General features: G+C 71.3%; 12 protein-coding genes. 10 read left to right on the top strand and 2 right to left on the bottom strand.

What is annotated here, in order from left to right; all coding sequences use genetic code 11:
* The first annotated feature begins 108 nt into the window (after positions 1-108).
* A complete protein-coding gene (locus tag ACGF2Y_RS05290) occupies positions 109-3105 on the top strand; it encodes a bifunctional [glutamine synthetase] adenylyltransferase/[glutamine synthetase]-adenylyl-L-tyrosine phosphorylase (protein WP_392943362.1) in 2997 nt (998 codons plus the stop codon).
* A gap of 87 nt (positions 3106-3192) precedes the next feature.
* Here ACGF2Y_RS05290 and ACGF2Y_RS05285 read toward each other — a convergent pair whose 3' ends face one another.
* Complete coding sequence (locus tag ACGF2Y_RS05285) at positions 3193-4218, bottom strand: phosphatase PAP2 family protein (RefSeq protein WP_392943361.1); 1026 nt, start codon at positions 4216-4218, stop codon at positions 3193-3195.
* A 76-nt stretch (positions 4219-4294) separates the two neighbouring features.
* On the bottom strand, positions 4295-5338 hold the full coding sequence (locus tag ACGF2Y_RS05280) for a LacI family DNA-binding transcriptional regulator (protein ID WP_392943360.1): 1044 nt from the start codon (positions 5336-5338) through the stop codon (positions 4295-4297).
* A 346-nt stretch (positions 5339-5684) separates the two neighbouring features.
* Here ACGF2Y_RS05280 and ACGF2Y_RS05275 point away from each other — a divergent pair, with 346 nt between their 5' ends.
* The 9 genes from ACGF2Y_RS05275 (at position 5685) to ACGF2Y_RS05235 (ending at position 22559) form a co-directional block, all read left to right on the top strand.
* Positions 5685-6953 carry an extracellular solute-binding protein gene (locus ACGF2Y_RS05275; RefSeq protein ID WP_392943359.1) on the top strand — a complete coding sequence of 423 codons (1269 nt, stop codon included), beginning with the start codon at positions 5685-5687 and terminating at the stop codon, positions 6951-6953.
* A 19-nt stretch (positions 6954-6972) separates the two neighbouring features.
* Positions 6973-7992 carry a carbohydrate ABC transporter permease gene (locus tag ACGF2Y_RS05270; RefSeq protein ID WP_392943358.1) on the top strand — a complete coding sequence of 340 codons (1020 nt, stop codon included), beginning with the start codon at positions 6973-6975 and terminating at the stop codon, positions 7990-7992.
* On the top strand, positions 7989-8867 hold the full coding sequence (locus ACGF2Y_RS05265) for a sugar ABC transporter permease (protein WP_392943357.1): 879 nt from the start codon (positions 7989-7991) through the stop codon (positions 8865-8867). The genes ACGF2Y_RS05270 and ACGF2Y_RS05265 overlap by 4 nt, the downstream gene beginning before the upstream one ends.
* A gap of 173 nt (positions 8868-9040) precedes the next feature.
* Positions 9041-10717: a glycoside hydrolase family 13 protein gene (locus ACGF2Y_RS05260; RefSeq protein ID WP_392943356.1), complete on the top strand. Its 1677-nt coding sequence runs from the start codon at positions 9041-9043 to the stop codon at positions 10715-10717.
* On the top strand, positions 10702-11763 hold the full coding sequence (locus tag ACGF2Y_RS05255) for a LacI family DNA-binding transcriptional regulator (RefSeq protein WP_392943355.1): 1062 nt from the start codon (positions 10702-10704) through the stop codon (positions 11761-11763). The genes ACGF2Y_RS05260 and ACGF2Y_RS05255 overlap by 16 nt, the downstream gene beginning before the upstream one ends.
* A gap of 440 nt (positions 11764-12203) precedes the next feature.
* Entirely contained in the window at positions 12204-13934 is a 1731-nt protein-coding gene (locus ACGF2Y_RS05250; RefSeq protein ID WP_392943354.1) for a carbohydrate-binding module family 20 domain-containing protein, read from the top strand.
* An 89-nt stretch (positions 13935-14023) separates the two neighbouring features.
* The gene (gene pulA / locus ACGF2Y_RS05245; RefSeq protein ID WP_392943353.1) at positions 14024-19351 is read left to right on the top strand and encodes a pullulanase-type alpha-1,6-glucosidase; all 5328 of its coding nucleotides are present in this window, start codon (positions 14024-14026) and stop codon (positions 19349-19351) included.
* 181 nt (positions 19352-19532) lie between these two features.
* Positions 19533-21701: an ATP-binding protein gene (locus tag ACGF2Y_RS05240; protein ID WP_392943352.1), complete on the top strand. Its 2169-nt coding sequence runs from the start codon at positions 19533-19535 to the stop codon at positions 21699-21701.
* A gap of 153 nt (positions 21702-21854) precedes the next feature.
* Entirely contained in the window at positions 21855-22559 is a 705-nt protein-coding gene (locus ACGF2Y_RS05235) for a DUF2470 domain-containing protein (protein ID WP_392943351.1), read from the top strand.
* The last annotated feature ends 70 nt before the right edge of the window (positions 22560-22629 follow it).

Genomic DNA, 22629 nt, shown 5'->3' with positions numbered 1-22629 from the left:
CCCCCGCCCCGAATTCATCGGCACAGGACTAGGCTCGGAGAGCTGTGACGCGGCAAGGGGGCGGCCGAGCAGCTACGCAGATCGGTTCGGCGGGCAGGAGAACACGGAATGACGACGGTGCCGGGGCGCAGAAGCAGTACGTTCACCAGGCTGCTGCGGCACGGATTCACCGCCCCGTCCGCCGCGGAGCAGCTCCTGGGCCTGGACGCGCTGGCCTCCGTACGGTCGGATCCGGTCCTCCTGGAGGCGCTCGGGGCCACCGCCGACCCGGATCTGGCCCTGCGCGGACTGGTCCGGATCGTGGAGGCCGGGGCGGCAGACGAGCGGCAGGTGCTGCTCGACACCCTCGTCACCGCCAAGCCACTGCGCGACCGGCTCCTCGGGGTGCTCGGCGCCTCGGAGGCGCTCGGGGACCATCTGGCCCGGCATCCGAGCGACTGGCAGGCGCTCGTCACGTACGAGGCGGTCGACCTGCACCCCGGTGTCGCCGAGTTCGAGCACGGGCTCGCCGACGCCGTCGACCCGAACACGCTGCGGATCGCCTACCGCCGGTGTCTGCTCACCCTCGCCGCCCGGGACGTGTGCGGGACGACCGGCCTCGCCCAGACCGCCGCCGAGCTGGCCGACCTCGCCACCGCCACCCTGCGCGCCGCTCTCGCCGTCGCCCGGACGGCCGCGCCCGAGGACGCCGCGCAGTGCCGGCTCGCGGTCGTCGCGATGGGCAAGTGCGGCGGGCGGGAGCTGAACTACGTCTCCGACGTCGACGTGATCTTCGTCGGGGAGGCGCGCGACGGGGTCGACGAGACCAAGGCCATACAGGCCGCCACCCGGCTGGCCGCCCACATGATGCGGATCTGCTCCGAGACCACCGTCGAGGGCACCATCTGGGAGGTCGACGCCAACCTCCGCCCCGAGGGCCGCAACGGGCCGCTGGTGCGCACGCTCAGCTCCCACCTCGCCTACTACCAGCGCTGGGCCAAGACCTGGGAGTTCCAGGCCCTGCTGAAGGCCCGTGCGGTGGCCGGCGACCCCGAGCTGGGCGCGGAGTACGTCGAGGCGGTGTCGCCGCTCGTCTGGGGGGCCGCCGACCGGGAGAACTTCGTCCCCGACGTGCAGAAGATGCGCCGCCGCGTCGTCGACAACATCCCCGCCGACCGCATCGAGCGGGAGCTGAAGCTCGGCCCCGGCGGACTGCGCGACGTCGAGTTCGCGGTGCAGCTCCTCCAGCTGGTGCACGGGCGCAGCGACGCCTCGCTGCGCAGCGGCTCCACCCTGGAGGCGCTGCGGGCGCTGGCCGAGGGCGGGTACGTGGGACGCGCGGACGCCGCGCAGCTCGACGAGGCGTACCGCTTCCTGCGCTCCATGGAGCACCGCATCCAGCTCTACCGGCTGCGCCGCACCCACCTGGTCCCCGAGGGCGAGGCGGACCTGCGGCGGCTCGGCCGGTCGCTCGGGATGCGCACCGACCCGGTGGCCGAGCTGAACAAGGCCTGGAAGCGGCACGCCTCCGTCGTACGGCGGCTGCACGAGAAGATCTTCTACCGGCCGCTGCTGGACGCCGTCGCCCAGCTGGCCCCCGCCGAGTCCCGGCTCAGCGCGAAGGCCGCGGCCCACCGTCTGGGGGCCCTCGGGTACGCCGACCCGGCGGCCGCCCTGCGGCACCTGGAGGCCCTCTCCTCCGGGGTCTCCCGCAAGGCCGCCATCCAGCGCACCCTGCTGCCGGTGCTGCTCGGCTGGTTCGCGGACTCCGCCGACCCGGACGCCGGGCTCCTCGGTTTCCGCAAGGTGTCCGACGCGCTCGGCAAGACCCCGTGGTATCTGCGGCTCCTGCGCGACGAGGGGGCCGCCGCGGAGAACCTCGCCCGGGTCCTCTCCGCGGGCCGGCTCGCCCCCGACCTGCTGCTGCGGGCCCCGGAGGCGGTGGCGATCCTCGGCGACCCGGAGGGGCTCACGCCCCGCACCCGGGCTCACCTGGAGCAGGAGGTACTGGCCGCGGTGGGGCGTGCCGGGGACGCGGAGCCGGCCGTCGCGGTGGTGCGCGGGGTGCGCCGCCGCGAGCTGTTCCGTACGACGGCCGCCGACCTCATCGGCTCGTACGGCACCGAGGAGAGCCCCGCCGAGCAGGACCACGGGGCGCTCGTCGACCGCGTCGGCTCGGCCGTCACCGACCTCAACGCCGCCACCATCGCGGGCGCGCTGCGGGCCGCCGTCCGCGCGCGGTGGGGCGACACCCTGCCGACCCGTTTCGCCGTCATCGGCATGGGCCGCTTCGGCGGGCACGAGCTGAGTTACGGCTCCGACGCCGACGTCCTCTTCGTCCACCGGCCGCGCGAGGGCGTCGGCGACGAGGAGGCGGCGCGGGCCGCCAGCACCGTCGTCGGTGAGATGCGAAGGCTCCTTCAGCTGCCCACCGCCGATCCGCCGCTGCTGATCGACGCCGACCTGCGGCCCGAGGGCAAGACCGGGCCGCTGGCGCGGACGCTGAAGTCGTACGAGGCCTACTACCGGCGCTGGTCGCTGGTCTGGGAGAGCCAGGCGCTGCTGCGGGCCGAACCGGTCGCGGGCGACGAGGAGCTGGGGCGCGACTTCATCGAGCTCGTCGATCCGCTGCGGTATCCGATGGAAGGGCTCGGCGAGGACGCCGTACGCGAGATCCGCCGGCTCAAGGCGCGGATGGAGTCCGAGCGGCTGCCGCGCGGCGCGGACCCCACGCTGCACGCGAAGCTGGGGCGGGGCGGGCTGAGCGACGTCGAATGGACCGTGCAGCTGATGCAGATGCAGCACGGATGGGCGGAGCCGGGGCTGCGCACGACGCGTACGCGCGAGGCGCTGGCCGCCGCGTGTGCGGCGGGGCTGATTCCGGTGGAGGACGCGCAGACGCTGGACGAGGCGTGGGTGCTGGCCACACGGGTGCGCAACGCGGTGATGCTGGTACGGGGACGGCCGGGCGACACGTTCCCGTCCGAGGCGCGGGAGATGGCGGCGGTCGGGCGGTACCTGGGGTACGAGCCGGGGCATGTCGGGGACATGTTGGACGACTACCGGCGGATCACGCGGCGGGCGCGGGCGGTGGTGGAGGAGCGGTTCTACGGGGCGGCGTCCTAGGGGCGTGCTCCCCGGGGCCGGGCCCCGGGGACCTCGGGGCTCCGCCCCGGACCCCGCTCCTCAAGCGCCGGAGGGGCTGGATTGCCGCTACGGCCCCCGCGAACCGGCCGGCTCCGCCTCCGGTGCGGGCTTCGGCTGCGGAGCCGGGCGTGGCAGCCGGGCGGCGCGCAGTCCGGTCAGCCGCTCCATCCCGTTCCCGGCGGGCACCCACTTCGGCAGCCGGTGCGGCAGCGAGCCGTACCAGAGGCGGGTGAGCGCGTAACCGAACGCGAGGCAGGCCATGCCGCCCACCGCGTCCAGCCAGAAGTGGTTGGCGGTGGCCACGATGACGACCAGGGTGAGCATCGGGTAGAGCAGGCCCAGAATGCGGGCCCAGGGCGCCGAGGCCAGGGCGAAGATCGTCAGACCGCACCAGAGCGACCAGCCGATGTGCATCGACGGCATCGCCGCGTACTGGTTCGACATGTTCTTGAAGTCGCCCGAGGCCATCGAGCCCCAGGTCTCGTGCAGGAGCACGGTGTCGATGAAGTTCGCGCCGTTCATCAGACGGGGCGGCGCCAGTGGGTAGAGGTAGTAGCCGAGCAGGGCCACGGCCGTCGTCGCGAAGAGCACCAGCCGGGTCGCGGCGTAACGGCCCGGGTGGCGGCGGAACAGCCAGACGAGGACGCCGATGGTCACGACGAAGTGCAGCGTCGCGTAGTAGTAGTTCATCGACACGATCAGCCATGTCACGGAATTGACCGCGTGGTTGACCGCCTCCTCGAAGGCGAGGCCCAGGGACTTCTCCGCCGACCAGATCCAGTCCGCGTTGCTCAGGGCCGCCGTCTTCTGCTCGGGGACGGCATTGCGCACGAGCGAATACAGCCAGTAACTGACCGCGATGAGCAGGATCTCGAACCAGAGCCGGGGGCGGCGGGGCACCCGCAGGGAGCGGAGCCGCGCCGGCCAGTCGGCCCACCCCGTCCTGCCGGAAGCCTTTCCGGGCTCTTCGGAGGCCGGGGGAGCGGTGGTGGCGGTGGATACGGCGGCGGTCTCGGGGACTGTCTCGACCACGATGGGTGAAGAACCGGCCGCCGACCGGCCTTCCTGCGCTGTCACCCGTGTTTCGCCCATAGGCAGAGAGTCTTCCATAGTGATTCCCCTGGCCCCGATCATCCTCCGGTCGGGTTCCTGTCGCACGTTCTGCGCCTCAAGGACGAGGCTGGAACCCTGAGCCGCCTGCGGGGCCGGAGGCCGTCGAGCCGCGAACCACCAGCTCAGGCATGAAGACGAATTCACTGTGGGGGGCCGGGGTTCCGCCGACCTCCTCCAGCAGCGTGCGCACCGCGGCCTGGCCCATCGCCGTCACCGGCTGCCGGACCGTCGTCAGCGGCGGGTCCGTGAACGCTATGAGCGGCGAATCGTCATAGCCCACGACCGACAGATCGCGTGGCACCTCCCTGGAGAGCCGGCGGGCCGCCCGGATCGCCCCGAGCGCCATCATGTCGCTCGCGCACACGACCGCCGTGCAGCCGCGCTCCATCAGGGCGGAGGCGGCGGCCTGGCCGCCCTCCAAGGTGTACAGAGAGTGCTGGATCAACTCCTCCACCTCGTCCGGGACGAGGCCCAGCTGCTCCCGCATCGTCGCGTGGAAGCCCTCGATCTTGCGGAGCACCGGCACGAAACGCTTGGGGCCGACCGCGAGGCCGATACGGGTGTGTCCCAGGGACACCAGGTGCGTCACCGCGAGCCGCATCGCCGCCCGGTCGTCGGGCGAGATGAAGGGGGCCTGCACCTTGGCGGAGAAGCCGTTCACCAGGACGAAGGGGACGCCCTGGCCGCGGAGTTGCTCGTAGCGCTGCATATCGGCCGAGGTGTCGGCGTGCAGCCCGGAGACGAAGATGATGCCGGAAACGCCCCGGTCCACCAGCATTTCGGTGAGTTCGTCCTCGGTGGAGCCGCCGGGGGTCTGGGTCGCCAGCACCGGGGTGTAGCCCTGCCGGGTCAGCGCCTGGCCGATGACCTGGGCCAGCGCCGGGAAGATCGGGTTCTCCAGCTCCGGGGTGATCAGGCCGACCAGCCCCGCGCTGCGCCTGCGCAGTCGCACCGGGCGTTCGTACCCCAGCACGTCGAGCGCCGCGAGGACGGATTCGCGGGTGGTCGCCGCGACTCCGGGCTTGCCGTTCAGGACTCGGCTGACCGTTGCTTCGCTGACCCCCGCCTGAGTTGCGATATCGGCAAGCCGTGCGGTCATGGGATGGGACTGTACCGGGCCCGTGTCGGATTGCCCACCGTGCGTGGGGCGGTGCGGGGGAGGCCCTCGGGGTGCTTTCCGGCAACCTCTTGCAAGGACTTGCGGCCCTGGATCGCGGGCTGCGGTCGGATCGTCGCACTGTGGGTACGGCGTGCCCCACCTGCCTCTGCCAGGGTTCGGGGGCGGCCGTCAAGGGGCTTGACGGCAACCTTGAGGACACGCGAATGTAACGATCACCAGGGCTTGCAGAAATCTTCCGCAAGGTCTTTCGGTCGTCTTTCATCCTTGTTACGTTCACGTCGACCCGGCGCCGCGACGGAGCGGTACGGCAGTTGAAGGAGTTCAGATGCGACGTGGCATAACGGCCACCGCCCTGGTCGCGGCCCTGGCGCTCGCGGCGACCGCCTGCGGCAGCGACGACGAGTCCGGCGGCACGAGCTCGGGCGAGCTCTCCGGCACGGTGACCTGGTGGGACACCTCCAGCGTCGGCAGCGAGGACAAGGTCTTCAAGAAGCTGGCCGAAGGCTTCGAGAAGGAGCACCCGAAGGTCGACGTCAAGTACGTCAACGTGCCCTTCGGCGACGCCCAGAACAAGTTCAAGAACGCCGCCCAGGCCGGCGACGGCGCCCCCGACGTGATCCGCTCCGAGGTCGCCTGGACGCCGGACTTCGCGAACCTCGGCTACCTGGCACCGCTGGACGGCACCGCCGCCCTGAAGAACCAGGACGACTTCCTCAAGCAGGCCGTCGCGTCCACCGAGTACGAGGGCAAGACCTACGCCGTCCCGCAGGTCATCGACTCCATGGGCATGTTCTACAACAAGAAGCTGCTCAAGGAGGCCGGCGTCGAGGCGCCCGCCAACCTGGACGACCTCAAGACCGCCGCCAAGAAGATCAAGGACAAGACCGGCAAGACCGGCCTCTACCTGCGCGGCGACGACCCGTACTACTTCCTCTCCTTCCTGTACGGCGAGGGCGGCGACCTCGTCGACGCCGGCACCAAGTCCGTCACCGTGGACCAGCCCGAGGGCGTCAAGGCGTTCAAGGCGGTCAAGGACCTGGTCGACGACGGCACCGCGAAGACGGATGCCTCGGACGGCTGGGAGAACATGATGCAGTCGTTCAAGAACGGCGACGTCGCGATGATGATCAACGGCCCCTGGGCCGTGGCCGACACCCTGACCGGCGAGGAGTTCACCGACAAGGACAACCTGGGCATCGCCACGGTCCCGGCCGGATCCGCCGCCCAGGGCGCCCCGCAGGGCGGCCACAACCTCGCCGTCTACGCGGGCTCCAAGAACCTGGACGCCTCCTACGCCTTCGTCGAGTACATGACGTCCGTGGACAGTCAGGCCACCGCCGCCGGCGAGCTGAACCTGCTGCCCACCCGGACCTCCGCGTACGCCAAGAAGGAGGCCGTGAACAGCGAGATCGTCGGCTTCTTCAAGCCGGTCGTCGAGACCGCCGTCGAGCGCCCCTGGATCCCCGAGGGCGGCAGCCTCTTCGAGCCGCTGCGCGTCGAGTACACCAAGGTCCTCACCGGCCAGACCACGCCGGAGAAGGCCGCCAAGTCGACCGGCGACTCCTACCGCAAGCTCCTCGAGGGCTGGAAGTAACAGGAAGGCTGGCCGACTGATGGCTGTCCACACCAGCCAGTCGGTGGTGAAGGCCGCGGGCGAGAACGTCGCCCGCGGCCGGAGCCGCGGTACTGGCACCCCACCACCGACGCCCGGCCGTCTCCGGCGGGCCCTGTCGGTCCACTGGTACGCCTGGGCCATGGTCGCCCCGGTCGTCGTCGTGATCGGCGTGATCATCGGCTATCCGCTGGTCCGCGGCATCTTCCTCTCGATGACCGACGCCGACGAGCGCAACGTCGCACGCTCCATCGGGGTCAACGAGATCCCCGCCACCTACGAGTTCGTCGGCGCGGACAACTACATCGACGCGCTGACCGGCTCGCAGTTCCTCGGCACGCTCGGCTGGACCCTGGTGTGGACCGTCTCCTGCGTGAGCGTCACCTTCGTCCTCGGCATGGCCCTGGCGAACATCCTCAACCGCCGCATCGCCGGGCGCTCCGCCTACCGCATGGCCCTCATCCTGCCCTGGGCCATCCCCGGCTTCGTCTCCGTCTTCGCCTGGCGCTTCCTCTACAACGAGGACCGCGGGCTGCTCAACAAGATCCTGACCGGGTCGGGCATCGACGGCGTCCCCTGGCTGAACGACCCCACCTGGGCGAAGTTCTCCGTCATCGCCGTCAACGTCTGGCTCGGCATCCCGTTCATGATGGTCGCCCTCCTCGGCGGACTCCAGTCCATCCCCTCCGAGCAGTACGAGGCGGCCGAGATGGACGGCGCGACCGCCTGGCAGCGCTTCCGCCACATCACCCTTCCCGGACTGCGCCCGGTCTCCACCACGGTGGTCCTGCTCTCCACCATCTGGACCTTCAACATGTTCCCGGTGATCTTCCTGCTGACCCGCGGCGGACCCGGCGAGGCCACCCAGATCCTGGTGACCCAGGCGTACAAGTTCTCCTTCGAGATCAGCCCGCGCGACTACGCGCAGTCCTCCACATGGGGCGTGCTGATCCTCGTACTCCTGATGCTCTTCGCCGTGGTCTACCGGCGAGTCCTGCGCTCCCAGGGAGACAACTGGTGACCACCGTGACCGACACCTCCGCCCGGCACGCGGTGCCCAAGGTCCGGCTGCGCGGCGAACGCTCCCCGCTCGCCTCCGTCGCCCTGCACCTCACCCTGGTCATCGCCTCGGTGATCGCGGTCTTCCCGGTGCTGTGGGTCCTGCTGACCTCGCTCAAGCCCGCCAAGTACGCGACCACCACGGACTTCTTCCGCGAGACCACGTTCGTCAACTACACGAACCTGATCCGCGACACCGAGTTCCTCAACTGGTTCGCCAACTCCGTGATCATCTCCGGACTCTCCACCGTGATCGGCGTCTTCGTCGCCGCCACCACCGGATACGCGGTGAGCCGCTTCCGCTTCCCCGGCAAGCGCGGGCTGATGTGGACGCTGCTGATCACCCAGATGTTCCCGGTGGCCGTCCTCATCGTGCCGATCTACAACATCATGTCGAGCCTGGGGCTGCTCAACCAGCCCGCCGGACTCGTCATCACCTACCTCACCATCTCGGTGCCGTTCTGCGCCTGGATGATGAAGGGCTTCTTCGACACCATCCCGCGCGAGATCGACGAGTCGGGCGAGGTCGACGGCCTCACCCCGTTCGGCACCTTCTTCCGGCTCATCCTGCCGCTGGCCAAGCCGGGCCTCGCGGTCACCGCGTTCTACTCCTTCATCACCGCCTGGGGCGAAGTGGCGTACGCCTCCGCCTTCCTGGTCGGCGACGAGAACCTCACGCTGGCCGGCGGACTCCAGAAGTTCGTCAACCAGTACGGAGCCCAGTGGGGCCCGATGACCGCGGCCTCCGTCCTCATCGCCATCCCGGCCGCCCTGGTGTTCCTCTTCGCCCAGAAGCACCTCGTCACCGGCATGTCCGCCGGGGCCGTCAAGGGCTGAGAGCCTGTCGGGTGACCTCTGACCGGGCGGCCGAAGGTCACCCGACAGGCTCTGAGCCCCACAGCCCTCCAGGGCCGGCACCAGCACCCGCACCACCGCACCCGTCACGGCGGCGCCGGAAACCCCGACCCGGTCACCGGCGCCGCTCCCCACCCAGACACCCCAGGGACGACATGACCCAGCACCTCGCTGCCCCCTCCACCGGCACGTCCGACGACGCCCCGGGCCACCACACCGGCTGGTGGCAGGACGCGGTGATCTACCAGGTCTATCCGCGGAGCTTCGCCGACGGCAACGGCGACGGCATGGGCGACCTCGCCGGCGTCACCGCCCGCCTGCCCTACCTGCGGGACCTCGGTGTCGACGCGGTGTGGCTCTCCCCCTTCTACGCCTCCCCGCAGGCCGACGCCGGGTACGACGTCGCCGACTACCGGGCCATCGACCCGATGTTCGGCAGCCTGCTGGACGCCGACGCGCTGATCCGCGAGGCGCACGGCCTGGGCCTGCGCATCATCGTCGACCTGGTCCCCAACCACTCCTCCGACCAGCACGAGTGGTTCAAGCGCGCCCTGGCCGAGGGCCCCGGCTCCGCCCTGCGCGAGCGCTACCACTTCCGCCCCGGAAAGGGCGCCGACGGCGAACTCCCGCCCAACGACTGGGAGTCCATCTTCGGCGGCCCCGCCTGGACCCGTACGGCCGACCCGGACGGCACCCCGGGCGACTGGTACCTCCACCTCTTCGCCCCCGAGCAGCCCGACTTCAACTGGGAACACCCGGCCGTCGCCGACGAGTTCCGCTCCATCCTGCGCTTCTGGCTCGACATGGGCGTCGACGGCTTCCGGGTCGACGTCGCCCACGGCCTCGTCAAGGCGGAGGGCCTGCCCGACCTCGGCTCCCACGACCAGCTCAAGCTGCTCGGCAACGACGTCATGCCGTTCTTCGACCAGGACGGCGTGCACGCGATCTACCGCAGCTGGCGCACCATCCTCGACGAGTACCCCGGCGAGAGGATCGCCGTCGCCGAGGCGTGGACCCCCACCGTCGAGCGCACCGCCAACTACGTGCGCGCCGACGAGATGCACCAGGCGTTCAACTTCCAGTACCTGGCCACCGCCTGGGACGCCGAGGAGCTGCGCAAGGTCATCGACACCTCGCTCGACGCGATGCGCCCGGTCGGCGCGCCCACCACCTGGGTGCTCTCCAACCACGACGTCACCCGGCACGCCACCCGCTTCGCCAACCCGGCGGGCCTCGGCACCCAGATCCGTACCCCCGGCGACCGCGCGCTGGGCCTGCGCCGGGCCCGCGCCGCCACCCTGCTGATGCTCGCCCTGCCCGGCTCCTCCTACGTCTACCAGGGCGAGGAACTCGGCCTGCCCGACGTCACCGACCTGCCCGACGAGGCCCGCCAGGACCCCTCGTTCTTCCGCGCCGAGGGCCAGGACGGCTTCCGTGACGGCTGCCGCGTCCCGATCCCGTGGACCCGCGAAGGCGGTTCGTACGGCTTCGGCGACGGCGGCAGCTGGCTCCCGCAGCCCGCCGGCTGGGGCGAGCTGTCCGTCGAGGCGCAGACCGGCGTGGAGGGCTCCACCCTGGAGCTGTACCGGGCCGCGATCGCCGCCCGCCGGGAGCACCCGGGCCTCGGCGCGGGCACGGAGGTCGAGTGGCTAGACGGCCCCGAGGGCGTCCTCGTCTTCTCCCGCCCCGGCTTCGTCTGCACCGTCAACACCACCGGCGCCCCGGCCCGGATCGCCGCCCGCGGCCGGGTGCTGCTCGCCAGCTCCCCGGTCACCGTGGACGGCGCCGAGGCCGAGCTGCCCGCCGACACCACGGTGTGGTGGACGGTGTGACACTGCCCGCGCCCAGGACCACCGCCGCGCCCCGCCTCTCGGACATCGCCGGACAGGCGGCGGTCAGCGAGGCGACGGTCAGCCGGGTCCTGAACGGGAAGCAGGGCGTCGCGGACTCCACGCGTCAGCGGGTGCTCGCGGCGCTCGACGTCCTGGGCTACGAGCGGCCCGTACGGCTGCGGCAGCGCAGCGCCGGACTGATCGGCCTGGTGACGCCCGAACTCACCAACCCGATCTTCCCGGCGTTCGCGCAGTCCGTCGAGCAGGTGCTGGCCGGACACGGCTACACCCCCGTGCTCTGCACCCAACTGCCCGGCGGCGCCACCGAGGACGAACTCGTCGAGCAGCTCGTGGAGCGGGGTGTCGGCGGCATCGTCTTCCTGTCCGGGCTGCACGCCGACACCTCCGCCGACCCGGGGCGCTACGCCGCGCTCAGCGAGCGCGGCGTGCCGTTCGTCCTGATCAACGGCTACAACGAACGCATCAGCGCCCCGTTCGTCTCGCCCGATGACGATGCCGCCGTACGGATGGCGCTGGGGCACCTCGCCGACCTCGGCCACCGCCGGATCGGCCTGGCCATCGGACCGCAGCGCTACGTCCCCTCCCGCCGCAAGCGCGACGGGTTCGTGGAGGCGGCCGTCTCGATGCTCGGCATGGAACGCACGGAAGCCGAACTGCTGGTCTGCTCCACGCTGTTCAGCGTGGAAGGCGGCCAGGTGGCGGCGGGCGCCCTGCTCGACGCGGGCTGCACGGGCATCGTCTGCGGCAGCGACCTGATGGCCCTCGGCGTGGTCCGCGCCGCCCGGGGGAGGGGTCTCGATGTGCCGCGTGACGTCTCGGTCGTCGGCTTCGACGACTCGCAGCTCATCGCGTTCACCGACCCGCCGCTGACGACCGTGCGCCAGCCCGTGCAGGCGATGGCGGCGGCCGCCGTGGGCGCGCTCCTGGAGGAGATCGGCGGGAGTCCGGTGCAGCGCACCGAGTACGTCTTCCAGCCGGAGCTGGTCGTCCGGGGCTCGACGGCGGCGGTGCGCACGGGGGGCTGAGCCAGGCGGTGGGGGCACGTACAGGAGAGGCACCAGGAGTCGGCCCAGGAAGGGCCGGCGGGGAGTTGTAGCGACTCCGGGTGCCTCTCTTGTCGCGACCGGTCCGGGGCCGGCCGGGCGCTGGGTTCCGACGACGCGAACGCGGCGCCGGGCCCCGATGGACGCGTCCGACCGGACCGGAGTCGGAAGGAAACGTAACAGGTCCGCAATATCTTGCGGAAGACCTTGCAGCAAGAAATCGGCAGGAGAATCGCCTGTTTCTTGGATGTGAGCGGGAGATGTCCAAAGGGTTGACCGGTGACCGGGGGGCTCGTACGGTCTGCTCCGCGGCAAGGTTTGCATTCTTGCAGCAAGAACCTTCAGGAGCCTTGAGGGCACGGCGCGTTGCCGGCTGAGGCTGCACCGTCACCCGCGTTTCCCCCACCCGCAGGAGGAAAGACATGGCACGCAGACCCCTGTCTGCCGCGCTCGCCCTCGTGGCCGGCGCCGCCGCCCTCGTCATCCCCACCGGATTCGGCGCCGCGTCCCCCGCGCAGGCCGCCGCTCCGGGCGACAAGGACGTCACCGCTGTGATGTTCGAGTGGAAGTTCGACTCCATAGCCAAGGCCTGCACGGACACCCTCGGTCCGGCGGGATACGGCTACGTCCAGGTCTCGCCGCCTCAGGAGCACATCCAGGGCGGCCAGTGGTGGACGTCCTACCAGCCCGTCAGCTACAGGATCGCCGGCCGCCTCGGCGACCGCGCCGCCTTCGGCGCCATGGTGAACACGTGTCACTCGGCCGGGGTCAAGGTCGTCGCCGACGCCGTCATCAACCACATGTCGGCGGGTAACGGCACCGGCACCGGCGGCTCCTCGTACACCAAGTACGACTATCCGGGCGTCTACTCGGTGCCGGACCTCGACGACTGCACCTCGCAGATCAACAACTATCAGGACCGCGCCAACGTCCAGAACTGCGAACTTGTCGGCCTCGCCGACCTGGACACCGGCGAGGACCACGTACGCGGCAGGATCGCCGCCTACCTCAACGACCTGATCTCGCTCGGCGTCGACGGCTTCCGGATCGACGCCGCCAAGCACATGCCCGCCGGCGACCTCGCCGACATCAAGTCCCGGCTGAGCGATCCGAACGTCTACTGGAAGCACGAGGCGATCCACGGAGCGGGTGAGGCCGTCTCGCCGTCCGAGTACCTCGGCACCGGGGACGTCCAGGAGTTCCGTTACGGGCGGAGCCTCAAGCAGGTCTTCCTCGACGAGAAGCTCGCCAACCTCAAGAACTTCGGCGAGGGCTGGGGCTTCATGGAGTCCGGCAAGTCCGCCGTCTTCGTCGACAACCACGACACCGAGCGCGGCGGCGACACTCTCAACTACAGGTACGGCTCCGCCTACACCCTGGCCAACGTGTTCATGCTGGCCTGGCCCTACGGTTCCCCGGACGTCCACTCCGGCTACGAGTTCAGCGACCACGACGCCGGACCGCCGAACGGCGGCCGGGTCAGCGCCTGCTACAGCGACGGCTGGAAGTGCCAGCACGACTGGCGTGAGATCTCCTCCATGGTCGGCCTCCGCAACGCCGCACGCGGCCAGGCCGTCACGAACTGGTGGGACGACGGCGGCGACCGGATCGCCTTCGGCCGGGGCGACACGGCGTACGTGGCCATCAACCACGAGGGCTCCTCGCTCACCCGCACCTTCCAGACCTCGCTGCCCGCCGGCGACTACTGCGACGTGCAGTCCGGCAACGGCGTGAGCGTCAACGGCTCCGGCCAGTTCACCGCCACCGTCCCGGCCGGTACCGCCATGGCCCTGCACGCCGAAGCCCGTACCTGCGGAGGCGGCGGCCCCAACCCCGACCCGGGCCCCGGTGACGGCTCCTCCGGCGCCTCCTTCGGCGTCAACGCCACCACCCGGCCCGGCCAGAACATCCACGTCACCGGCGACCAGGCAGCCCTCGGCAACTGGAACCCGGCGACCGCGCCGAAGCTCGACCCGGCGGCGTACCCCGTGTGGAAGCTGGACGTGAGCCTCCCCGCCGGGACCACGTTCGCGTACAAGTACGTCCGCAAGGACGCCGACGGCAACGTCACCTGGGAGAGCGGCGCCAACCGCACCGCCACCGTCCCGGCCTCCGGAAAGGTCACGCTGACCGCCGACGTCTGGCGGAGCTGATCCCTACCCCCTCGGCGGGCCGGTGGCATCGCCACCGGTCCGCTTCCCCACCGGTCGACCCCGACCGATCAAGCCGAGGAGCACCCTCCGTGTCCCGAACCACCCTGAGACGAGGGGCGGTGGCCGCCCTGTGCGCGGCGCTGCTGCCCCTCGTCCCGGCGGCCACCGCCGCCGCCTCGCCCCGCCCGCCCGCCCCGCCCTCGGACGCCGGGCTCGCCCGTGAGGCGGCCCGGCACGACCTCACGCGCGAACAGTTCTACTTCGTGCTGCCCGACCGCTTCGCCAACGGCGACGCCTCCAACGACCGGGGCGGGCTGACCGGTTCACGCCTCGATCACGGCCACGACCCCACCGACAAGGGGTTCTACCAGGGCGGCGACCTCAAGGGCCTCACCCAGAAGCTCGACTACATCAAGGGCCTCGGCACCACCGCCATCTGGCTGGCGCCGATCTTCAAGAACCGGCCCGTGCAGGGCACCGGCGAGAACGCGTCGGCGGGCTACCACGGTTACTGGATCACCGACTTCACCCAGGTCGACCCGCACTTCGGCAGCAACGCCGACCTGGAGCGGCTGATCGACAAGGCCCATGCCAAGGGCATGAAGGTCTTCTTCGACGTCATCACCAACCACACCGCCGACACCGTCGACTACGCGGAGAAGGCCTACGGCTACAAGCCGAAGGGCGCCTTCCCCTACCTCGACAAGGACGGCCGTCCCTTCGACGACCGCGACGGCGTCGAGAAGGTCGACCAGGACTCCTTCCCGTACACCCCGGTGCAGACGCCGGGCACCGGCAAGAAGGTTCCGTCCTGGCTCAACGACCCCACCATGTACCACAACCGGGGCGACTCGACCTGGGCCGGCGAGTCCAACGAGTACGGCGACTTCTCCGGGCTCGACGACCTGTGGACCGAGCACCCCCGGGTCGTGAGGGGCATGGAGAAGATCTACCGGAAGTGGGTCCGCGACTTCGACATCGACGGCTTCCGCATCGACACCGTCAAACACGTCGACCTGGACTTCTGGACCCAGTGGGCCACCGCGCTCGACGCGTACGCCGCGAAGCGCGGCCGGGACGACTTCTTCATGTTCGGCGAGGTCTACTCCGCCGACACCGAGGTCACCTCGCCCTACGTCACCCGGGGCCGCCTGGACTCCACCCTCGACTTCCCGTTCCAGGACGCCGCCCGGCAGTTCGCCTCCCGGGGCGCGCCCGCCGACCGGCTCGCCTCGGTGTACGGCGACGACTACCGCTACACCACCGACAAGGCCAACGCCTACGAGCAGGTCACCTTCCTCGGCAACCACGACATGGGCCGCATCGGCACCTTCCTCGAACAGGACAACCCGAAGGCCGATGACGCCGAACTCCTGAAGCGGGCCAGGCTCGCCAACGAACTGATGTTCTTCGGCCGCGGCAACCCGGTGATCTACTACGGCGACGAGCAGGGCTTCACCGGCGCGGGCGGCGACAAGGACGCCCGCCAGACTCTCTTCGCCTCGAAGACCGCCGACTACCTCGACGACGACCAGCTCGGCACCGACCGCACCCACGCCTCGGACGCGTACGACACGAAGCACCCGGTCTACCGCTCGATCGCCGCGCTCTCCAAGCTCACCAAGAAGCACCCGGCCCTGCGCGACGGCACCCAGATCGAGCGGGCCGTCGAAGGGGCGGAGGGCTCGGTGTACGCCGTCTCGCGCATCGACACCAAGCGCCCTCACGAGTATCTCGTCGCCTCCAACAACGGCACCAGCCCGAAGGAGGTGCGGCTCGCCACCGAGTCGTCCGGCATGAACTTCCGTACGTTGTACGGCGGTTCCGGCACTGTCCGCAGCGGCGCGGACAAGACGGTCACCGTCACCGTGCCCGCCCTCTCCAGCATCGTGCTGCGGGCGGACAGGCGTGTGGGCGCCCCGGCCGCCAAGCCCGCGATCGTTCTGAAGGCCCCGGGCGCCGGAGCCACCGGCACGGTGGAGATCGCCGCCGACGTGGACGGCGGACAGCTCAACCGGGTCGTCTTCGCCGCTCAGGTGGGCAACGGCAAGTGGAAGACCCTTGGTTCGGCCGACCACGCCCCGTACAAGGTCACCCAGTACCTCGACGACTCGGTGAGGGCGGGAACGCCCTTGCGCTACAAGGCTGTTGTCGTCGACCGCACGGGCCGCACCGCCAGCGCCCTCGCCTCGACCACCGCCGGCCAGGCCCCGCCGCCCGGGAAGCCCGTGGCCGTCGAGCGGGACCGGGCCGTCGTCCACTACCGGCGCGCGGACGGCGACTACGAGGGCTGGCAGCTGAAGTCCGGTGGGAAGAGCGCCGAGTTCATCGGGCGGGACGCGTACGGCGCGTTCGCCTGGCTCGACCTGGAGGAGGGCGTGAGCTCACTCCCGTACACCGTCGAGAGGAACGGCACGGCCGACGGCCCGGAGCGGACCATCGACCTCGCCCGGACCGGTCAGGTCTGGATCGAGCAGGGCAAGGACGACCAGACGGCCGAGGCCCCCGAGGCTCCGCCGCAGGACACCACCAAGGCCGTCCTCAACTACCACCGCCCGGACGGGAACTACGACGGCTGGGGGCTGCACACCTGGGCCGGGGCCAAGGAGCCCACCGACTGGGCCGAGCCGCTGACGCCCGTGAAGAAGGACGCCTACGGGGTCACCTTCGAGGTGCCGCTCGTCGACGGCGCCACCGCCCTCAGCTACATCCTGCACAAGGGCGACGAGAAGGACCTCCCCAGCGACCAGTCGCTCGACCTCACCACCTATGGTCACGAGGTCTGGCTGCTCGGCGGCAAGCCCGGCTACCTGCTCCCGCAGACCGGCGGCGGCGCGGCCCCCGACCTCGGCAAGGCCGAGGCGCAGTGGATCGACGCCGACACCGTCGTCTGGAAGGTGAAGGCCACCGACGCCACCAGCCAGCAGCTCGTGTACGCGAAGAAGGGCGGCATCTCCGTCGTCGACGGGGCACTCTCCGACGAGGGGCAGTGGCTGCGGCTCACGCAGGCCGCGCTCAGTGACGCGCAGAAGGCGAAGTACCCGCACCTGAAGGACTATCCGGCGTTCACCGTCGACACCCGCGACCGGGACCGGGTCCGTGAATCCCTGCGTGGCCAGCTCATCGCCACCCAGCGCGCCGCCAACGGCGCCCTGCTCGCCGCCACCGGCGTACAGACCGCGGGCATCCTGGACGACCTGTACGGGAAGAAGGCGGCCTGCGCACAACTCGGCCCGGTCTTCCGCAAGTCCAGGCCCACCCTCTCGGTGTGGGCCCCGACCGCCCGGACCGTATCGCTCGAACTCGGCGGCCGAAGGCACCCGATGAAACGCGACGACCGCACCGGCGTCTGGTCGGTCACCGGGAAGAAGAACTGGCGGGGCAAGCCCTACCGGTACGCCGTGACCGTCTGGGCGCCCACCGTCCAGAAGCTGGTCACCAACAAGGTCACCGACCCCTACTCCACCGCCCTGACCGCCGACTCCGCCCGCAGCCTCGTCGTCGACCTCACCGACCCGAAGCTCGCGCCGCGCGGCTGGTCCGGCCTGGAGAAGCCCGCCGCCACCCCGCTGCGGGACGCCCAGATCCAGGAGCTGCACGTCCGCGACTTCTCGGTCACGGACCGCACGGCGAAGCACCCCGGTGAATACCTCGCCTTCACCGACACCCGCTCGGCCGGCATGAAGCACCTCAAGAAGCTCGCCGACTCCGGCACCAGCTACGTCCACCTGCTGCCCGTCTTCGACATCGGGACCGTCCCGGAGAGGAAGAAGGACCAGGCGAAGCCCGCCTGCGACCTGTCCGTGTACGCGCCCGACTCCGAGGAACAGCAGGCCTGCGTCGGCAAGGCCGCCGCCGAGGACGGCTTCAACTGGGGCTACGACCCGCTGCACTACACCGTCCCCGAAGGCTCCTACGCCTCCGACCCGGACGGCACGCGGCGCACGGTCGAGTTCCGGCAGATGGTGCAGGGCCTCAACCGGGCCGGTTTGCGCACGGTCATGGACGTCGTCTACAACCACACCGTCGCCTCCGGACAGGACGACAAGTCGGTCCTCGACCGCATCGTGCCCGGCTACTACCAGCGGCTCCTGGCGGACGGCACCGTCGCCACCTCCACCTGCTGCGCCAACACCGCGCCCGAGAACACCATGATGGGCAAGCTCGTCGTCGACTCGGTCGTCACCTGGGCGAAGGAGTACAAGGTCGACGGCTTCCGCTTCGACCTGATGGGCCACCACCCCAAGGACAACATCCTCGCCGTCCGCAAGGCCCTGGACGGGCTCACGCCCGCCAAGGACGGCGTCGACGGAAAGAAGATCGTCCTGTACGGGGAGGGCTGGAACTTCGGCGAGATCGCGGACGACGCCCGCTTCGTCCAGGCCACCCAGCAGAACATGGCCGGCACCGGCATCGCCACCTTCTCCGACCGGGCCCGCGACGCCGTGCGCGGCGGCGGCCCCTTCGACGAGGACCCCGGCGTCCAGGGCTTCGCCACCGGCCTCTACACCGACCCCAACTCCTCCCCGGCCAACGGCACCCGCGCCGAGCAGAAGGCCCGGCTGCTGCACTACCAGGACCTGATCAAGGTCGGCCTCACCGGCAACCTCGCCGACTACACCTTCACCGACAGCTCCGGCCGCACGGTCAAGGGCTCCGACGTCGACTACAACGGGGCGCCCGCCGGATACGCGGCCGCCCCCGGCGACGCCCTGGCCTACTCGGACGCCCACGACAACGAGACCCTCTTCGACGCCCTCGCCTTCAAGCTTCCGGCCTCCACCACGGCCGCCGAACGGGCCAGGGCCCAGGTGGTGGCGATGGCCGCCGCCGTCCTCTCCCAGGGGCCCTCGCTCTCCCAGGCGGGCACCGACCTGCTGCGCTCCAAGTCGCTGGACCGCAACTCCTACGACAGCGGCGACTGGTTCAACGCCCTGCACTGGGACTGCCGCGACGGCAACGGCTTCGGCCGGGGCCTGCCGCCCGCCGCCGACAACCAGGACAAGTGGGCGTACGCGAAGCCGCTCCTGGCCGCCACCGGCACCATCGCGCCGAAGTGCGCACAGATCGACGGGGCCTCGGCCGCCTACCGCGACCTGCTCACCATCCGCAGCACCGAGAAGGAGTTCTCCCTGCGCACCACGGGCCAGGTGCAGTCCGGCCTGTCCTTCCCGCTCTCCGGTGAGGCCGAGACCCCGGGCGTGATCACCATGCGCCTCGGCAAGCTGGTCGTCGTCCTCAACGCCGCGCCGACCACCGCCGAGCAGCGGCTCGCGGCACCGGCGGGGAAGACGTACGCGCTGCACCCCGTCCAGGCCAAGGGCGCGGATCCTACGGTCAAACGAGCCAGGTACGACGGGAAATCGGCCACTTTCACCGTCCCGGGACGCACGGCGGCCGTCTTCACTCTGCGCTGACCTCGGACGGCACTACGGTGACGGAATACGTCGGCAACGAAGCCGCGTCAGCCGTCCCTGTCCACCGGGCCGGTCCCGCTCTCCCCGTCGGGGAGGCGGGGCCGGCCCGGTGTGCGCGGCAGGAGCCCCACCCGGGGCGGCCGGCTCGCCGGCGCCCCCCTGCCCCAGCGCCCGGACGGTGATGATGACCACGGTGGGATACCTTCCCGAGGAGACGAGCAGCTTTGTCGGGAGGCGGGCCGAACTGGCCCGGCTGCACACCGCGTTGACCACCCGGCGGATGACCACCCTGATCGGCCCCGGCGGCGTCGGCAAGACCCGGCTCGCGCTCCGGGCCGCCCGCGCCGCCGCCGACCGTTACACCGACGGCGCCTGGTGGGCCGACCTCTCCCCGCTCTACGACGACGGGCTGCTGCTCCCCACCGTCTCGGACGCGGTCGGACTCGCCGACCACACCCTGCGGATGCCCGTCGAGGCGCTCTGCGAATGGCTCGGCGACAAGCGTCTCCTGCTGGTCCTGGACTCCGCCGAACACCTCCGCGGCCCCTGCTCGCATCTGCTGGCCGAGATCCTGACCACCTCGACGGGCCTGACCGTCCTGGTCACCAGCAGGCAGCCGCTCGGCACCCACGGCGAGTACGTCGTCGAGGTGCCGCCGCTCCCGGTCGACGGCGCGCCCGACGCGCTCCAGCTCTTCTCCGACCGGCTGCGCGCGACCGACCCCCGGGCCGGTCTCGACGCCCCCGGCGACGAGGCGGCCGCCGCCGAGATCTGCCGCCGCCTCGAAGGCATCCCGCTCGCCATCGAGCTGGCCGCCGCGAGCATCGGCCGGCACAGCGTGGCCCAGCTCGCCACCCGGATCGGCACCCGCTTCGACGCCCGGGGCGCCGGCTTCGGCGCGGCAGCAGCGGGTGGCCCCGGGACCGGCGGTTTCGATGCCGCCGGCTTCGGTGACGGCGGTCCCGACGGGGGCTTCGGGGCGTCGGGCGTGTCCCGCCTCGACCTCCTCGCCGACGAGAGGGTGTGGCCCCGCCGCCACCGCACCCTGCGCACCGCCATCGGCTGGTCACACGAACTGTGCACCCCGCTGGAGCGCCTCCTGTGGGCCCGTCTCACCCCGCTGCGGGCCGACTTCGACGAGGAGATCGCCCGCGAGGTCTGCGCCGGGGGCCCGCTCACCGCGGTCGAGGTGGACCGGGCGCTCCAGGGCCTCGTCGCCCAGTCCGTCCTCCAGCGCGACGGCGACCGCTACCGGATGCTCGACACCCTACGCGAGTACGGCCGGATGTGGCTCACCGAGCTCGGTGAGGCCCGCGCCGCCGCCGACCGGCACGCGGCCAGCTTCCTCGGCCTCGCCCGCCGCGCCCACGACGGCTGGACCGGGCCGGACCAGGTGTCCTGGTACCACAAGGTGTCCGACACCCACCTCGACCTGTGCGCCGCCCTGGAACACCTGCTCGTCCACGACATCGGCGCGGCCCAGGAGATGGCGGGCCGGGTCGGCTTCTTCTGGGCCTGCTGCGGCCATCTCGCCGAGGCCCGGAGCTACGCCCGGCGCGCCCTGGACGCGGGCCCCGTCGAAGGGCCCCACCGGACCCGGCTGCACTGGGTCCTCGGCGTCGCGGCGCTGCTCCAGGGCGACTTCGCGACCGCCGAGAAGTACGGCGCGCTCTGCACGGCCATCGCCCTGCACGACCGGGACGACGAGGGCATGCTCGGCGCGGCCTATCTCTGCGGCCTCACCCAGCTGATGACCGGGAAACCCGCGGCGGCCCTGGAGATGGCCGGGCGGGTCCTGCGGATGACCGGGAGCGTCCCGGCGGGCTCGGCCCACCGGCTGCGCTGCCACCTCGTCACGGTCTTCGCGCTCACCGCGCTCGGCCGGCTCACCGAGTCCGAGGCGGCGACCACCACGCTGCGCCAGGCCTGCGAACGCGGCGGCGAATACTGGACCCGCTCCTACGCGGACTACCAGCTCGCCCTGATCGCCCTGCTCCAGGGGCGCCCGGCGGCCTCCGCCGCACACGCCCGGTCGATGCTCGCGGGCAAGCACCGGCTCCGCGACAGCTTCGGCATCGCGCTGGGCCTGGACATTCTGGCCGCCGCCATCGCCGCTCAGGGCGCGGGCGCGCAGGCCGCCCGGGTCTACGGCACCGGGCACGCGTACTGGCGCATGGTCGGCCACCCCCAGCGCGGCACGCCCGAGCTGGGACCGGTCCGCGAGGCCTGCGAGCTCCAGGCGCGGGCGGCCATCGGCGACGAGGCCTACCAGCGCGCCTTCGAGCGAGGCCAGTCGGACAACGCGGAGGTCGGCCTCGCCGCCGCCCTGCGCACCGAGCTCCAGCTCTGACGCCCACCCCACAAGTCGCCGCCGGTCCGGGGCGCGGTGGCTCACGAGCCGCCCGCCGCGTCCCCGGACTATCCGCACACCGGGGCGTGTGGGTAAGGTTAGGCATACCTAAGTAGCCGCTTGGGTTCCGCTGACCCTTCCTGGAGGACTCGGATGCGTCTTTCCCGTCCCCGCGCCACGCAGCCGACCCGCGCCGAGCGCGTCCGGTCGATCCTGACCGTCGCCCACTCCATGACGGTGGTCAGCGACGGACTGCACACCGAAGTCCGCCGCCTCGACGGCACGGGCGCGATGGGGCACATCCACCTGCACGCCCCGGACGACGGCAGCCACGCGCCGAGCGCCGAACGCGTACCGGCCCGCCTGGAGTTCACGGACGTCGCCCCCACTCCCGTACGCGACCGGCTGCGTGCCCGCGTCACGGTCACCGGGCTGCTGGCCGCCCCGTACAGCACCGGCACCGAGCAGAGCACCTGCATGGAGTTCGGGCAGGCCGTCCTGGAGGACGCCGAGGGGCGCACCTTCGTCACCCTGGAGGAGCTGGAGGAGGTGGAGACCGACCCGATCGCCGCCTGCGAGGCGGGCATGCTCACCCATCTGGTGGACGACCACGCCGAACTCGTCCCGCTGCTCCTGCGCCTCGTCCACCCCCGCCCGGAACGCGGCATGACGCGGGCCGTGCCGCTGGCGATGGACCGCTACGGGGTGACCCTGCGCCTCGAATACCCGGGCGCCCACGAGGACGTGCGGCTGCCGTTCCCCCGCCCGGTCACCGAGATCGACCAGGCGGGCCCGCAGATCCACGCCCTGCTGTCCGCCGCCCGCCGCGTCTCCCACCGCAACGGACTGCCGGCCTAAGGGCTGTCCCGTCATCCCTGGTGGGCGCACGACGACAGCTACGGCACCTCGCCGCGTTGTCGGAACGCCC

This window comes from Streptomyces sp. NPDC048142, assembly GCF_043202835.1.
Lineage (GTDB): Bacteria > Actinomycetota > Actinomycetes > Streptomycetales > Streptomycetaceae > Streptomyces.
Note: the sequence above shows the minus strand (reverse complement) of the source record. Positions and strands in the feature narration are given on the sequence as shown.